Below are 15,881 nucleotides of genomic sequence, written 5' to 3'. Positions count from 1 at the left end.
CCGCTTCGCCGGGTGCGCGGTAGCCCACAGCATAGAAGCATGATCATGGAACGGCCTCACCGGGGCGAAGGGTGAACGGCGGTCGTCCGCGACGTTTCCGATCATTGAAGGCCTGCGGAACAGGCCGAACACGCATGTGAGCGGCTTGGGCGAGGTGATAGGAGATATCACGGAAAAGCCGTCGATCATGGAGGGCGCATGACCCAGGACAGATACGTCACGTCGAAGGCGATCAAGGGGATCGGCACCGAGATCGGCGACGACGTCGTTCCGCAGATCAGGGAGCTGAGGGCGATGGTGGACAGCACCGAGCTGGGCGGCGCCGGCTGGGGCGGCGTCGGCGAGCTGGCCATCGGGTTGCCCTACCGCGAGGTGCAGAAGGACGTCAGGGAGAAGCTGGCACAGGCCCTGGACGTGCTGGATTCCTGGCAGGACACGCTGAACACGGCCGCGGGTAACTGGCAGACCGCCGAGATCAACAGCACCGTCGTCTACCAGTGATCCAGAAGATCTGACATGCCGGTACCTGCGGGTAAGCCGCCGACGCCCCTGACCGCGGCCAAGAGCGCGCGGGGCGTGATCGCCAACTCCACGAAGATCATCAGCACCATGGAGAAGGGCGCGCGACTGGCGCCCACGGCCTGGGCCGGCGTGGCGATCGCGGTGACCGCGATCGCGAACGTGCCGGGGATGGCCGACATCTACAACAACTGGGAGTCCCTCCACTCGCGCCTGGACACCGCCAACAAGAGCTACGTGGCCATGCTGCTGAACAAGGGCAAGGAAGGCTGGATCGCCGACGACCGCGACGCGTTCGACGACGCCGTCCAGCGGTACCAGGAGGCGCTGGAGAGCCTGCGCGGCTACATCAAGACGATCGCCGGGATCGTGGACGAGCTCGGCGACTCCTACCGTGCCTACTGGCTGGCGATCGCGAAGGTCGCCGGGACCCTCCTCGCCCTTGCCGCGATCGCCTCCGCGATGCTCGCGACGCCCTACGCGTCGTCGGCCGCGCTCAATCTGCGGATGCTCGGCATCATGGCCAGCAAGATCATCGCAAGCTCGACCGCCATGCTCGGGAAAGTCATCGCCGCAGGGGCGAGCAGCATGTCGATCTACTTCTCCGGCAAAGCCTGGATGCAGTCGTTCAACCTGGAGCCCACCGGCCTCGCGAAGGTCGATTTCACCGCGGCCAGAATCAAGATCGACAACCTGCCGGCCTTCCAGCAGCCGCCACCCCCGAAAGCCGGGCAGTCGCTTCAGCTCCCGCCGTCCGGGAACTTCGTGTGGCTCTCCCCCAAGAAAGAAATTCCGGAGACGTACAAGTGATGAACTTCAACCCCGACGACCTGCGCCTGGAGAGCATGGAGGACCTGGAGGAGGTCGTACGGCAGAGCGAGGAGGCGCTGAGCCGGCTCGGCGGCGTCTACGGCGAGCTGGCGGCCATCACGGGGGAGGGCTTCGGCGCAGACGGCCTGGCCCGGGCCGTGGTGGACGGCACCGGCCGGATCCAGAAGATCACCTTCGACCCGCGCATCGCGCGACTGGACACCCAGACGATCGCCGAGGCGGCGACCGAGGCGGTCCTGGCCGCCCAGGATGCCGCCCAGCGCCAGAACGAGGAGCTGATCAGGGAGGCGACGGGCGGTCAGCCGGTCACCCTGGACATGGAGAGCGCCCGCCGCCAGTTCGAGGAGATCGGCGAGGATCTGGCCCGCTCCCTGCGCGACCTGACCGGACGCGACTGACCGGACCTGGCGGACCGGACGTGATTGACCGGACGCGCCGGAGCCGGTCGAGTACGGGGCCGGATTCCTGCCCGGAGCCCGGCCCCGTACCCCAGGTCTTCCCGAGCGGTCGTCGGTGCCTCTCCTCCGGGCGGCGCCGGGGAGGATCGCTCGTTAGGAGGCCGGAACGGCGTCTCCGGAAGGCGGCCGGGGGCTCGGACGCCTTCCGGAGACGTCATCCGCAGTTGTCCCAGTCGGCCCCGCCGCTGCCGCCGGGTCCGCCGCCGGTGAAGCGGACGCACTTGCCTGCGGCGGGAAGGAAGACCGGGCCCGCGTAGTACTCGTAGTCGCCCCGATCGGTTTTGCTCTCTCCGCCCTGGACCTCGAGGGTGGCCCAGATCGAGGTGGCGGTGCCCACGTCGGTGTCCTTCATGGTGACCACGCAGTTGGAGCCGGTGGAGGCGTCGTAGAACTGGTAGACGGTCCCGCCGGCGAACGAGGCGGACCGTTGCACGAAGTAGCCGGTTCCGCAGACCTGCTGAGGGGTGTAGGGGTTGGGGCGGGAGGCGGGCGGCTCCGGTGAAGGCTCGGCGGCCGGCGGAGCGGGCGTCGGGGTCACGCTCGTGGTCGGCGTGGAGGACTCGCCCGGCGTCTGCGATTCGCTCGGCGCGGGCGTGGCCGGAGTCGAGGTCGGTTCGACCGTCGGAGTCGCCGTCACCGTCACCGTCGGGGCCGGGGTGGACGCGCCGGTGGCCACCGGCGCGGGTGTCGGAACGGCGGTCGGCGACACCGGCGCGGTGATCGCCGGAGTCGGGGGCGGGGTCACGAACAGGGTCGTCAGCGGACTCGGCGGTGCGATCGTCGGGACCTGGGTGCTCAACTTCGGCGGCTCGACGTCCGGGACCCGCACGTCGGGTGTGGTGTCCCAGGGCACGGTCACCTTGCCGGTGTCCGCCGAGTCCCCTCCGACGCCCTGCCCGGACTGGTCGGCCAGTCCCAGGACCGCGTGGGGAACCTTCCCCTCGGCGGCCGCCTGCCCCACGTTGCCGAGGGAGGCGTAACTCCCGGCGGCCCACAGGCCGAGTCCGGACAGCAGGGCGACCACGCCGACGCAGGCGGTCAGCAGGATGGGGAAGCCGCCGCTCTTCGGCCGATCCCCGGACTCGGCCTTCGCCTGCAGCACGACCGGCGCCTGCGAGGCGGGAGCCGCGTCCCGGGGGAGCGGCGGCGCACCCCAGCCGGACGGCGCCACCGGCTGCGGAACCGTGACGCCCGACTGCGGTACGGCCGGCGACGCCTCGCCCTGCCACGTGCCGTCCCCGGTGATCCGGATCGCCGGTTCCTCGCCGAGCAGGCGGAGCATGGCGGCTCTGGTGTCCGGCCGTTCGTAGGGATGTTTGTCGAGGCACGCGGTGAGCAGGGGGGCGAGTCCGGGAGGGAGGCCGATGAGGTTGGCCGGGTTGTGGAGGACCTTGCCGGGTTCTCCGCCGAAGGGGGGCCGGCCGGTGGCGGCGTAGACGACGGTCGCGGCCCAGGAGAAGAGGTCGGCGGGCCGTCCGGGGTGGGGGCCCGCCTGTACGCGGAGAAGTTCGGGGGCCCGGTAGTCGGGTTCGGGATCGGTGGCGCCGAGGCCGATGTCGCAGACGCGGAGTCCGTCGGGGCCGAAGAGCACGGTGTCGGGGGTGAGGGCGCCGTGGGTGAGGCCGGACAGGTGGATCGCGGTCAGCGCGGTGAGGGTGCCGATGGCGAGCCGTTCCAGCGCGTCGCCGGTCAGCGGGCCGTCGGCGGTCACGGTCTCGCGTAGGGAGCGGCCCTCGACGTGTTCGCGGACGATGTAGGGCGAGTCGTCGATCCAGCCGGCGTCGATCAGCTTGACGGTGTGCGCGCCGGAGACGCGTTTGGCGGCGTACAGCCCGTTGGTGATCTGTTCGCGCGCCTGGAGGTCGGCCTCCGGGCGGGGGGCGAGCACCCGGATCACGCGCAGGGTGTTGTCGTCGGGCAGGTGGCCCAGGTACACGGTCTGCCGGGGATCCTGGCCGAGCCGCCCGACAAGGAGGTAAACGCCTATGCGTTCCGGATCCTCAGGCAGTAAAGCTCCTAGATCCCCCATTGGGTTCCTTTCAACTTAAATGATCATAAAGCTCATAAATAATGCGAGATTTGGCTATCGAGATAAATGTCGACCCCGTAGTTCGCCGGTCTCGGGATCCTTCTCACGACCCGTTCTCCATCGGGCCGGCTCGCCATCCACGGCGGCGCCCCAGCGGGATCGTGATGCTGCCCAGCGTGATCAGAATGGCCGCGGCGAGGGAGAACAGGGCGACCCGGGTCGCGATCGAGACGCTCCGGGCGTCCTCCTCCGGTGCGGGCCGTATCGCGTCGGGCGCGAGCGGGGCGGGCTCCTGCGGTGCGAGCGCCACCGTCTCCGAAGGGAGGATCGCCGACACGGCCAGCAGTGGGTTGACCATTCCCGCGCCGGTCCCGGTCCCGGATCCGCCGTCGGCGGTCAGCACGATGCGCCGTCCCACCTCCTCGTTGGTCAGCTCCGGATAGCGGGCGCGGACCAGCGCGACGACCCCGGTCACGTACGCCGCGGCGAAGCTGGTGCCCTCCAGGTCCTCCTCGTACACCTGGCCGGGCAACGTGCTCGTGATTCCCGTGCCGGGCGCCATCACGGCGATGGGCGTGATCGGGTTCGAGGAGTCGGCCCTCCTCCCGTCGGGACCGGCGGAGCCGACGGACAGAACCCCGGGATAGGTGGCCGGATAGGCGGCCACGGGAGAGCCGTCATCCTTGTTGACGTTGCCCGCCGCGGCGACCACCACCACGTTCTTGGCCAGCGCGTAGGCGACCGCGTTGCGCAGGTCGGGCTGGTCGCTGGCCTGAACCGAGACGTTGATCACGTCGGCGCCGAGCTGTACGGCCTTCACGATGGCCTGGGCCAGCATGCCGACCTGCCCTCGTTCGTCGTTGGTGTGTTTGACGGAGATCAGCTTCACCTCCGGCGCGACCCCCGTGAAGGGGACTCCCCTCACCGGGACCGCGGCGACGATGCCCGCCACCTCCGTGCCGTGACCGAAGCAGTCACGCGCCCCGGTCCCGGTGACGTCCTCCGCGATGCCCCGCTTCAGCTGAGGGTGACCGGTGTCCAGGCCGCTGTCGACGATCGCGACGGTCACTCCCGCGCCCCTGGTCAGCCGCCACACCTCGGGCAGGTTGAGCCTCCGCTGGGCCCATGTCTCCCCGATGGTCGCCGTTCCGCGAGGCGGAGAGCAGTCGGCTGTCCCTCCCGCTGTCCCTCCCGTCGCCGCGACGGGAGGAGTCGCGATCGTCAGCGCGAGCACACCCGCGGCAAGCTTCCAGCCGATCATCGAAACTCCCGGAACGGGCGGAGGTCAGACGGCACCCTGCTCCTCCGCCCGTTCCGTCCGCTCCTGGGGCCCGGCGGGCATCCGGTCGGCCTCGCGGTCACGGGTGGGCATCCGGTCGGCCGTGCGGTCACGGGTGGGGAGAACGGCATCATGATCGCCTTCTCTCGCCGTATTCCTGTGTCAGCCGCGAGGTCATCCGCAGTTGGCCCAGTCGGTGCCGGCACTGCCGCCGGGGCCGCCGCCGGAGACGCGCACGCACTTGCCCTTGCCGAGAAGAACGGCCGGGCCCGCGTAGAAATCGAAGTTGCCCCGGTCGGTTTTGGTGCCGCCTCCCTGGACTTCCAGGGTGGCCCAGACTTGCGTCGCCTTGCCGACGTCGGCGCTCTTCATCGTGACCGCGCAGTTGTTGCCGGTGGAGGCGTTGTAGAGCTGGTAGACCGTCCCCCCACTGAACGATGCACTCTGCTGCACGGAGAAACCCGCCCCGCAGGCCTGCTGCGGGCTGTAGGGATTGGAGCGCGGCGGCTCCGTCGTCGGCTTCGGAGCGGCAGTGGTCGGTTTGGCCGCGGGCGGCGCCGTCGTTTTCGCGGATGTGGGCTTCGCGGTCGTGGGTTTCGCGGCCGGCGGCTTGGTGGCCGATGGTTTGGTGGTCGGCTTCGGGGCGGCCGTGGTCGGCTTGGCGACAGGCGGTTTGGCCGTCGGTTTCGCGGCCGGGGGCTTGGTGACCGGCTTCGACGTCCCCTTGGCCTTCCCCGTCGTCCGGGGCGCGGTCGATATCGCGGTCGGTATGGCGGGCGGCGGGAGCGTCGGCATCAGGACCGGTGGGGTGACCGGGTTCGGCACCGGGAGAGTGGGGACATCGGTGGACAGCTGCAACGGCCCGACATCTCCCACCTGCGGTGTCGGGGTCGTACCCCAGGGTACGGTCACCCGGTTCGCCGGGTCGTCCGTGGTGTCCTGACCCGACCACTGGCTCGCCGCAGGTGCCGATGAGACCTTTCCGTCGGCGGCGACCCGTTCCGCGTTGCCGAGGGAGGTATAACTTCCGGCGGCCCACAGCCCGAGTCCGGACAGCAAGGCGACCACGCCGACCCCGGCCACCAGCATGAGGGGGAAACCGTTGCCGCTCCGTTGCTCCTTGACGGAGTCGGCGATCACAGCACCGCTCTTCGGAGGCTGACTGCCCGGTAGGGGCGGTGTGCCCCAGAGCGGTGGCGCCGGTGGCGCCGGTGGCGGTGCCACCGCCGGGGACAGGGCCCCGTCAAGCGGTCCGGCGTGAACGCCGGGGGCGTTCGCCTCGAAGGCACCGGGAACATCGAGGACTCCGGGGACCCCGGGAACGCCAGGAATTCCGATGGCGCCGGGAACGCCGGGGGCGTTCGTGCCGGGAACGTCGAGGGCGGCAGGTGCGTTCGTACCGGGAACTCCGGGGACCCCCGGCATGTTCGTACCGGGAACTCCGGGAGCCTTCGCACCGGGAACGCTCGGAGTGCCGGGAGAACCAGGACCGTCGGGGGCGGTGGGCGCGTTCGCACCGGGAACGCCGGGAACGGCGGGAGCGTTCGTGCCGGGAACTTCGGGGCCCCCGGAAACGCCGGGCGTGTTCGTACCGGGAACGTCGGGGGCGTTCGCACCGGGAACGCCGGAAACACTGGGAACGGCGGGAGCGTTCGCGCCGGGAGCGTCAAGGGCGGTGGGGGCGTTCGCGCCGGGAACACCGGGGAGGCGGAGAACGCCGGGAGCACCGAGGGCGGCGGGGGCGTTCGCGCCGGGAACGCCGGGAACGCCGGGAACGCCGGGGAGGCGGGGAACGACGGGGAGGCTGGGGAACGCCAGGACCGGCGGGGCCTGTTCCGCGGGCTGCTCACCGAGCAGTCGCAGCATGGCCGCCCTGGTGTCGGGCCGGGCCTCCGGACGCCCGTCCAGGCAGGTGACGACGAGGGAGCGGAGCACGGGCGGGATGCTCGTCAGGTCCGCCGGGCCCTCCGGCGGCGTCTCGGGCCATTCGACGAAGGGCGGCTGCCCGGTGGCCGCGTAGACGACGGTCGCGGCCCAGGCGAAGAGGTCCGCGGGCCTTCCGGGCACGGCGGCCGGGGCCGGGGCCAGGCTCGGGGCCGCGACCGGTTCCCGGCCGGGGTCGGTCTCCGGGATCCGCGCGGCGTCGCCGCCGGACGCGACCCCCGGGCGGACGTGCTCGGGGGCCCGGAATCCGGGGTCGGAGCCGGCGGCGTCGCCGAGGCCGATGTCGCAGACGCGAGGCCCGTCGGGGCCGAGGAGCACGGTGTCGGGGGTGAGCCCGCCGTGGACAAGACCGGACAGGTGTACGGCGGTGAGCGCGGTGAGCATGCCGACCGCGAGCCGTTCCAGGGCGTCTCCGCCGAGCGGTCCGTCGGCGGCCACCGTCTCGCGCAGCGAACGGCCCTCGACGTGCTCGCGGACCAGGTAGGGGGAGTCGTCGGACCAGCCGACCTCGAGCAGCCGGGCGGTGTGCGCCCCGGACACGCGCCTGGCGGCGTGCAGCTCGTTGGTGATCCGTTCGCGTTCCTGAGGATCGGCGTCCGGGCGTGGTTCCAGCACGCGGATCACGCGAAGGGTGTCCTCGTCGGGCAGGTGACCCAGATAAACGGCCTGGGCGGGATCCTCGAGGAGCCGGCCGACCAGGAGGTGGACGCCGATGCGCTCCGGATCCTCGGGCAGCAGAGGGTGCAGGTCACCCATGGAATTCCTTCCAGCTCACATCTCGGTACAGACACTCATCAGGTTGATCAAGTCCCATCCAATCAAATCCGGCCCACCCGAATCGCCGTTTTCACCCGCTTTTCACGCCTGTTTCCCTGTCGGGGCGAAATGACGGGTTCCATTCGTGTATCGGAGGAACGGAGGGATCGCTCGCCGTGACGAGGGCGACGAGGCTCACCCACCCGGCGCGGCGACCCCCGATACCGCGGATCGACGGCCGGCGTCGGGCGAGGAGAGGTCGCTCAGGCGGGTACGGGATTTCGCGGTCCTAAGCTGGCCGGGATGGGTGAGCCGGAAAGACGCCGGTGGGTGTCGCCCACGTCCCGACGCGAAACCAGGAGCAGTCCATGAGCCAGTACCCATGGGGCGAGGCGACCGCGACCGGCATCGGGTCGCATCCGGGGGAGGATCACGCGGAGGCGATCAAGGTCGTCTTCGGCGAGTTGCCCGCGCTGCCGTACCTGCCGGAGCTGCCCGCGCGCGGAGTCGGCGCCGACATGATCGGGCGGACGGCGTCGCTGCTGCTGGAGCTCCCGGTGGAGGTGCAGCCGTCCGGCTGGCGGTTCGCCGACCGGCCGGGGCGCGACTTCAAGCGCGCCCGCGACCACCTTCTGCGCGACCTCGACGCGCTTGAGGAGTCGGCCCAGGGATACCGGGGCCCCTTCAAGATCCAGGTGTGCGGGCCGTGGACGCTGGCGGGGGCGATCGAGCTCCGGTACGGCGACAAGACGCTCGCCGACTCCGGCGCGGTGCGCGACCTGGTGGAATCCCTCGCCGAGGGGATCGTCGCGCACGTCGCCGACATCCGCCGGAGGGTGCCGGGCGCCTCGGAGATCGTCGTACAGCTCGACGAGCCGGGACTGCCCGGCGTCCTCGCCGGCACCGTGCCGACGGCGTCGGGCTTCGGGCGGCTGAACGCCGTCGACGTCCAGGTCGCCGCCGATCGGCTCCGGGAGGTGCTCCCCGCCGACGCGTTCCCGATCGTGCACTGCTGCGCCGCAGACGTGCCCTTCAAGGTCCTTCGTACGGCGGGCGTCAAGGGCATCTCGCTGGACGCCTCCCTGCTCAAGCGGCGTGACGAGGACGAGATCGGTGAGCTGATCGAGGGCGGGACGGCGTTCTTCCTCGGTGTCGTGCCCGGGGTGGACGCCTCGCTGCCGGACATCGACGTGGTCGCCAGGCCCGCCGTCGAGCTCTGGCGCCGTCTCGGGTTCCCCCCCGCCGGCCTGGCCTCGCAGGTCGTGCTCACCCCGGCCTGCGGCCTGGCCGGAGCCTCGCCCGCCTATGCCAGGGCGGCCCTGGTCAAGTGCCGCAAGTCGGCCCAGGTGCTGGGCGAGGATCCCGGCCGGCGGGACGACTGACCCCTTCCCGGAGCGAGCGCCGGGCGGTGCGATGCCCGGCGGCCGGGGCCCCACGTGCTGTCGCGGCCGATCAGGCGGCCTTGTTCATCTCCGGGTAAGGCGGACTCGCGATGTCGGTGCTCGGCGATAGCGTTTCCCTGGGTCGTTTTGACGAGGGGAGAGCGGGCGATGGGCGCTGAGGTCGAGGGTGTGCCGGTGGCCGCGTTGGAGCGGCACGCGAAGCTGACCGAGCTGGTCGAGGAGGCCAACCGCAACTATCACGTGCTCGACGCTCCCACCGTGAGCGACGCCCAGTACGACGCGTGGATGCGGGAGCTGCGCGAGCTGGAGGAGGAGAGCCCCAGCCTGCGCACGCCCGACTCGCCCACGCAGAAGATCGGCGCGCCGATCTCCGGCGTCTTCGCGTCGGTCGCGCACCTGCAGCGCATGGAGAGCCTGGACAACGCGTTCAACGCCGACAACCTCGCCTCCTGGCAGGCGCGGGCCGAGCGGCTGGCCGAGCGCGACCCCGCGCCCTACCTGTGCGAGCTGAAGATCGACGGTCTGGCGCTGGCGCTGGTCTACGAGAAGGGCCGCCTGGTCCGGGGGGTGACCCGGGGCGACGGCCGCGTCGGCGACGACGTGACGGCCAACGTGCGCACGATCACGAACGTGCCGCACCGCCTGATCGGTGACGACGTGCCCGATCTGGTGGAGGTCCGCGGAGAGGTCTACATACCGGTCGAGGGGTTCAAGAAGCTCAACGAGCAACTGGTCGAGGAGGGCAAGGCCCCGTTCGCCAATCCAAGAAACTCGGCCGCCGGATCGCTGCGGCAGAAGGACGCGCAGATCACCGCGCAGCGCCCGCTGCTCATGATCGTTCACGGCGTCGGCGTGTGGAAGGGGTCCGCGGAGCCCGCGACCCAGTCCCAGGTCTACGAGCGGCTCAGGGAGTTCGGGCTCCCGGTCAGCGACCTCTACAAGGTCGTCGACGACCTTGAGGGCATCAACGCCTTCATCGAGTTCTACCGCGAGCACCGCCACGACCCGGCCTACGAGATCGACGGTGTCGTGGTCAAGGTCGACCGCATCGAGCTCCAGAACAACCTGGGTTCCACCAGCCGGGCGCCGCGCTGGGCGATCGCCTACAAATACCCGCCGGAGGAGGTCAACACCAAGCTTCTGGACATTCAGGTGGGGATCGGCCGCACCGGCAGGGTCACGCCGTACGGCGTCATGGAGCCGATCGTGGTGGCCGGGTCCACGGTCGAGCGGGCCACGCTGCACAACGGCTCGGAGGTCGCGCGCAAGGGCGTGCTCATCGGGGACACCGTGGTGCTGCGCAAGGCGGGCGACGTCATCCCCGAGATCGTCGGGCCGGTCGCCGCCCTGCGCGTCGGCACCGAGCGGGAGTTCACGATGCCGACGCACTGCCCGGAGTGCGGCACCGAGCTGGCGTACGAGCGGGAGGGCGACGCCGACCTGCGCTGCCCCAACGCCAGGGCGTGTCCCGCCCAGCTCCGCGAGCGCATCTTCTTCGCCGCCGGGCGCAGGGCCTTCGACATCGACAAGCTGGGCTACGTGGCGGCCACCGCGCTGACCCAGCCCCTGCCGCCGCAGGAGCCGCCGGTCCGCACCGAGGCCGACCTGTTCGACCTGACCATCGAGCGGTTGCTGCCGATCAGGTCCGTCGTCCGCGACGCCGACACCGGCCTGCCCAAGACCGACCCGGAGACCGGCGAGCCCAAGGTCGTCACCCTCTTCGCCAACCAGAGCGGCGAGCCGAGCAAGAACGCCGAGACGATGCTGGAGGAGCTGGAGAAGGCGAAGACGAAGGACGACGCGGTCCAGCGGGTGCTGGTCGCTCTCTCCATCCGGCACATCGGCCCGCCCACGGCACGGGCGCTCGCCGCCGAGTTCCGCTCGATCGACGCGATCGCCGAGGCCTCGGAGGAGGAGCTGGCCGCGGTCGAGGGGGTCGGCCCCCGGGTGGCAGCGGCGATCCGCGAGTGGTTCGAGGTCGACTGGCACCGGGAGATCGTCGCCCGCTGGAAGGCCGCGGGGGTCCGGATGGTGGACGAGGGGTCGGCGGAGCGGCTCCCGCAGACCCTGGCCGGGCTGACCTTCGTGGTGACCGGCACGCTGGCCGACTTCACCCGCGACGAGGCCGGAGCGGCCCTGGCGAGCCGGGGCGGCAAGGTCTCGGGCTCGGTGTCGAAGAAGACCTCCTTCGTGGTGGTCGGCGAGAACGCCGGCTCCAAACTCGACAAGGCGGTCACGCTCGGCGTCCCGGTCCTGGACGAGCCGGGCCTGCGGGTTCTCCTCGCCGAGGGGCCCGAAGCCGCGGCCGCGATGGCGGTGAAACCCGAAGAATAGTCGGCCATGGGCGGACGTAATGGGGCAAAGGCGCTCAATATGCCAGTGACGGAACGTGCGCAACCGGTTTCGCGAAGTGGCCCATAGGCCGTACTCTCCCATAGTGAACTAATGGGGGTTTTGTTACTCATGGCCGACCCAAATGACACACGCGACACTGGCCCGCGCGCTGGCTCGCCCCTGTGGTCCTATCTCGCCACCGTCATCGCGGCGGGGTTCACCGTTCTCGCCGTGACGCAGTGGCTGATCGGTCAGGAGGAGCTGGCGGGGCTCGCCCGCAGCCCGCTTTTCTGGATGCTGTCGATCCTGGTCGTGCTGGGCGAGCTGCGGCCGGTGCTCCTGTCGTCGTCGATGACCGTGGGCGGCACCTACCCGTCGACCATGTTCACCTTCGCCGCGCTGCTCCACTACGGGTTGCCGACCGCCGTGCTCATGCAGACGGTCGCCATCGTCGTCAACGGAGCCGTCACCCGCAAGGCATGGCATCGGGTGATGTTCAACATCGCGCAGGTGACGCTGGCCTGCGCCGCGGCCGGGGCGGTGCTCGGGATCTTCGACAACCGGCCGTCCCCGGTGACCGTCTGGGTGCCCAGGGGGTCCGACCTGCTCGCGATCGGGCTGGCCGGGCTCGCCTACTTCGTGGTCCGGGCACTGCTGGTCTCCGGCGCGGTGGCGCTGCACGAGCGCAGGTCACTCCACCGGGTGATCAAGACCACGATCGGCCACCAGAGCCTGGTCTACGCCGGACTGCTCGGCCTGGCGCCGCTGGTCGTGGTGGTGATGAACCACTCCCCGGCGCTGGTGCCGCTGTTCCTCGCACCGGTGATGGCGGTTTACTTCACCGCCACCATGTCGGTCCGCCGCGATCACCAGGCGATGCACGACGGGCTCACCGGGCTGCCCAACCGCAAGATGCTCGTGCTCAGCACCGAGGAGGCGCTCGCCGAGGCGCGGGTGGGCGAGCGGGTCGGCCTGTTCCTGCTCGACCTCGACCGCTTCAAGGAGGTCAACGACACCCTCGGGCACCCGGTCGGCGACCGCCTGCTGCAGCTGGTGGCGCACCGGCTCACCCACAGCGTGCGGCCTGGCGACGTGGTGGCCCGGCTCGGCGGTGACGAGTTCGCGGTGCTGCTGCCCTCGATCAGGGACGCCGCGGCGGCCAGGGAGGTGGCCGCGCGCCTGCGGGTGGCCCTGACCGAGCCGGTCCGCCTGGAGGGGATGACCTTCGACGTGGACGCCTCGTTCGGCATCGCCCTCTATCCCGACCACGCGCCGGACTTCGAGATGCTGCTCCAGCGCTCCGACGTGGCGATGTACCTGGCGAAGGAGGGCCGGACGGGAGTCGAGATCTACGCCGCAGACAAGGACCGCAACAGTCCCGAGCGGCTCAACCTCCTCGGCGACCTGCGCAGGGCCATCGACCGTTCCGAGCTCCGGCTGCACTACCAGCCGAAGCTTGACCTGGCCGGGGGGCAGGTGCGGGGCGTGGAGGCGCTGCTGCGGTGGTGTCATCCGGACCGCGGGATGATCCCCCCGTCCGAGTTCGTGCCGATGGCCGAGCAGTCATACCTGATGCGCCACCTCACCGGATACGTCATCGACACCGCGCTGGCCCAGGCCGCGCACTGGTGGCACACCGGCCTGCACGAGCAGATCTCCGTCAACGTCTCCGCCCGTGACCTGCTCGACTCCGCCCTCTCCGACCGGCTGGAGGCGGGCCTGGCCCGATACCGGCTGCCGCCCATGGCGATCCAGCTGGAGGTCACCGAGCGGATCCTGATGACCGACCAGGCCTACACCGCCGACGCGATCCGCGCCCTGGCCTCGCTCGGGGTGCCGCTCGCGCTGGACGACTTCGGCACCGGTTACTCCTCGCTGGTCCGCCTGCAGCGCCTGCCGGTCGCCGAGGTCAAGATCGACGCCTCGTTCGTCCGCCGGATCGGCGAGTCCAAGGACGACGAGCGGATCGTCCGCTCCATCGTCGACCTCGTCCGTTCCCTGGGCCTGCGCTCGGTCGCCGAGGGCGTCGAATCCCCCGAGGTGGCCGCCCACCTGGCCGACATGGGCTGCGATCTCGGCCAGGGCTGGTTGTTCGCCAAGCCCATGTCCGCCGCCGACGCCACCGTCTGGCTCCGCGAGCACCGCGACCCCGCCAAGCCCGGCCTCGACTTTCTCGACCCCATCGAGGCCCTCGACCCCGCCGAGGTCTTCGATCCCCACCCCGCCTGACGGCCCCGCACCGGACATCACCCGGGAAACTCCCGGGCCGGGAAGAGCCGGCCGGGGTTCGAAAGGCGTCCAGTCGGCTTACGGGCCCCGACGAGGCCCCCGGGCCCGTGCCCACCGGAGGGTTCAGGCGGCCCGGCCGAGGGGTTCCGCCCCACCTCACAGGCCACGGAGCGGGTGGACAACCCCCCTAACAGATCTTGACTTGGTTACTGCGGCGTTAATGAGTCGGGCACGTTAGGTCACGAGCCATAGGATGACAGGGTCCAATTGCCATTCCACGAAACGGGTTCAACGACTCATGTCCGCCATAACCCGCGACGAGGTCGCTCACCTCGCCCGGCTCTCCCGGCTGGCGCTGGCCGATGAGGAACTCGACCACTTCGCCGCCCAGCTCGATGTGATCATCGGTGCGGTCGCCCGCGTCGCCGAGGTGGCGGCCGACGACATCCCGCCGTCCTCACACGCGCTCCCGATCACCAACGTCTACCGCCCCGACGAGGTACGGCCCAGCCTGACGCCGGAACAGGCACTGTCCGGTGCCCCGGCGGTCGAGGACGGCCGCTTCCGTGTCCCGCGCATCCTTGGGGAGGAAGCATGAGTCTCATCCACAAGTCCGCCGCCGATCTGGGCGCGCTGGTCGCGAGCGGCGAGGTTTCGGCCGTCGAGGTCGCACAGGCCCATCTCGACCGGATCGCCGCCGTCGAGCCGCAGGTCAACGCGTTCCTGCACGTCGATGCGGAGACGACGCTGGAGCAGGCGCGGGTCGTCGACGCCCGCCGGGCCGCCGGGGAGGACCTCGGTCCGCTCGCCGGTGTGCCGATCGCGCACAAGGACGTCTTCACCACCAGGGACATGCCGACCACGGCCGGATCGAAGATCCTTGAGGGCTGGCGCCCGCCGTACGACGCGACCGTGACCCGCCGCCTCCGCGAGGCCGGTCTGGTGATCCTCGGCAAGACCAACCTCGACGAGTTCGCGATGGGCTCCTCCACCGAGAACTCGGCCTACGGCACCACGCACAACCCGTGGGATCTCTCGCGGATCCCCGGCGGCTCCTCGGGTGGCTCGTCCGCCGCGGTCGCGGCCTACGAGGCCCCGCTGTCCACCGGCACCGACACCGGCGGCTCGATCCGCCAGCCCGCCGCGGTCACCGGCATCGTGGGCATGAAGCCGACCTACGGCGGCTCGTCCCGCTACGGCGTGATCGCCTTCGCGAGCTCCCTGGACACGCCGGGCCCCTTCGCCCGCAACGTGATGGACGCCGCGCTGCTGCACGAGGCGTTCTCCGGCCACGACGTCATGGACTCCACCTCCGTCGACGCCCCGGTGCCCTCCGTGGTCGAGGCGGCACGCAACGCCGACGTGGCGGGGCTGCGCATCGGCGTGGTCAAGGAGTTCGGCGGCGACGGATACCAGCCGGGCGTGCTCGCCCGCTTCCACGAGACCGTGGAGCTGCTGGAGTCGATGGGCGCCAAGGTCTTCGAGGTCTCCTGCCCCTCGTTCGACGTCGCGCTCCCGGCGTACTACCTGATCGCCCCGTCGGAGTGCTCGTCCAACCTGGCCCGGTTCGACGCCATGCGGTACGGCCTGCGCGTCGGCGACGACGGCACGCGGAGCGCCGAGGAGGTCATGGCGCTGACCCGCGCCCAGGGCTTCGGTCCCGAGGTCAAGCGGCGCATCATCCTCGGCACGTACGCGCTGTCCAGCGGCTACTACGACGCCTACTACGGCCAGGCGCAGAAGGTCCGCACGCTCATCGCGCGCGACTTCGAGGCGGCGTTCCAGCAGGTGGACGTGCTCATCTCGCCGACCACGCCGACCACGGCGTTCCCGATCGGGGAGCGTGCCGACGACCCCCTGTCGATGTACCTCGCGGACCTGTGCACCATCCCGGCCAACCTGGCGGGCAACGCGGCCATCTCCGTGCCGTGCGGCCTGGCGGACGAGGACGGGCTGCCGGTCGGTCTGCAGATCATGGCCCCGGTGCTCGGCGACGACCGCTGTTACCGGGTCGGCGCGGCCGTGGAGAAGGCTCTCGAGTCCCGTTGGGGCGGAAGCCTGCTGTCCAAGGCCCCGGCGCTGTAGAAACCTTTTCGAGG

The 15,881-nt window shown here is 70.8% G+C and carries 11 protein-coding genes; 8 read left to right on the top strand and 3 right to left on the bottom strand.

The features are described 5' to 3' along the window. Window positions 1-198: 198 nt before the first annotated feature. From DKM19_RS39210 to DKM19_RS39200, 3 genes are read left to right on the top strand one after another with little or no spacing between them, the layout of a single operon-like run. A complete protein-coding gene (locus DKM19_RS39210; protein ID WP_110702892.1) occupies window positions 199-501 on the top strand; it encodes a hypothetical protein in 303 nt (100 codons plus the stop codon). Between the two features lie 15 nt (window positions 502-516). Further along, complete coding sequence (locus DKM19_RS39205) at window positions 517-1,329, top strand: hypothetical protein (RefSeq protein ID WP_110702890.1); 813 nt, start codon at window positions 517-519, stop codon at window positions 1,327-1,329. After that, a complete protein-coding gene (locus DKM19_RS39200) occupies window positions 1,329-1,748 on the top strand; it encodes a YbaB/EbfC family nucleoid-associated protein (RefSeq protein WP_110702889.1) in 420 nt (139 codons plus the stop codon). The genes DKM19_RS39205 and DKM19_RS39200 overlap by 1 nt, the downstream gene beginning before the upstream one ends. Before the next feature lie 214 nt (window positions 1,749-1,962). Here the strand turns inward: DKM19_RS39200 and DKM19_RS39195 are convergent, their stop codons facing one another. The 3 genes from DKM19_RS39195 to DKM19_RS39185 form a co-directional block, all read right to left on the bottom strand. Next, the gene (locus tag DKM19_RS39195; RefSeq protein WP_110702887.1) at window positions 1,963-3,837 is read right to left on the bottom strand and encodes a serine/threonine protein kinase; all 1,875 of its coding nucleotides are present in this window, start codon (window positions 3,835-3,837) and stop codon (window positions 1,963-1,965) included. 103 nt (window positions 3,838-3,940) lie between these two features. Next, window positions 3,941-5,098: a S8 family serine peptidase gene (locus tag DKM19_RS39190; RefSeq protein ID WP_110702885.1), complete on the bottom strand. Its 1,158-nt coding sequence runs from the start codon at window positions 5,096-5,098 to the stop codon at window positions 3,941-3,943. 192 nt (window positions 5,099-5,290) lie between these two features. Next, window positions 5,291-7,816 (bottom strand): serine/threonine protein kinase, encoded by a 2,526-nt coding sequence (locus DKM19_RS39185; RefSeq protein ID WP_110702883.1) that lies wholly within the window; start codon window positions 7,814-7,816, stop codon window positions 5,291-5,293. A gap of 368 nt (window positions 7,817-8,184) precedes the next feature. On the opposite strand from DKM19_RS39185, the gene DKM19_RS39180 reads away from it, so the two are divergent. The 5 genes from DKM19_RS39180 to gatA all read left to right on the top strand — a co-directional run bounded on the left by DKM19_RS39180 (window position 8,185) and on the right by gatA (window position 15,867). Next, the gene (locus DKM19_RS39180; RefSeq protein ID WP_110702881.1) at window positions 8,185-9,198 is read left to right on the top strand and encodes a methionine synthase; all 1,014 of its coding nucleotides are present in this window, start codon (window positions 8,185-8,187) and stop codon (window positions 9,196-9,198) included. Window positions 9,199-9,366: 168 nt separating this feature from the next. Beyond that, a complete protein-coding gene (ligA, locus tag DKM19_RS39175; RefSeq protein WP_110702879.1) occupies window positions 9,367-11,553 on the top strand; it encodes an NAD-dependent DNA ligase LigA in 2,187 nt (728 codons plus the stop codon). Between the two features lie 129 nt (window positions 11,554-11,682). Beyond that, a complete protein-coding gene (locus tag DKM19_RS39170; RefSeq protein ID WP_110702877.1) occupies window positions 11,683-13,782 on the top strand; it encodes a bifunctional diguanylate cyclase/phosphodiesterase in 2,100 nt (699 codons plus the stop codon). 298 nt (window positions 13,783-14,080) lie between these two features. After that, on the top strand, window positions 14,081-14,380 hold the full coding sequence (gene gatC / locus DKM19_RS39165) for an Asp-tRNA(Asn)/Glu-tRNA(Gln) amidotransferase subunit GatC (RefSeq protein ID WP_089208467.1): 300 nt from the start codon (window positions 14,081-14,083) through the stop codon (window positions 14,378-14,380). Continuing rightward, on the top strand, window positions 14,377-15,867 hold the full coding sequence (gatA, locus tag DKM19_RS39160; protein ID WP_110702875.1) for an Asp-tRNA(Asn)/Glu-tRNA(Gln) amidotransferase subunit GatA: 1,491 nt from the start codon (window positions 14,377-14,379) through the stop codon (window positions 15,865-15,867). The genes gatC and gatA overlap by 4 nt, the downstream gene beginning before the upstream one ends. Window positions 15,868-15,881: the final 14 nt, after the last annotated feature.

The organism is Streptosporangium sp. 'caverna', from assembly GCF_003203775.1.
In the GTDB taxonomy this organism is placed as follows: domain Bacteria; phylum Actinomycetota; class Actinomycetes; order Streptosporangiales; family Streptosporangiaceae; genus Streptosporangium; species Streptosporangium subroseum.
The sequence above is the reverse complement of the archived record's forward strand: the minus strand, read 5'-3'. Positions and strand labels throughout refer to the sequence as shown.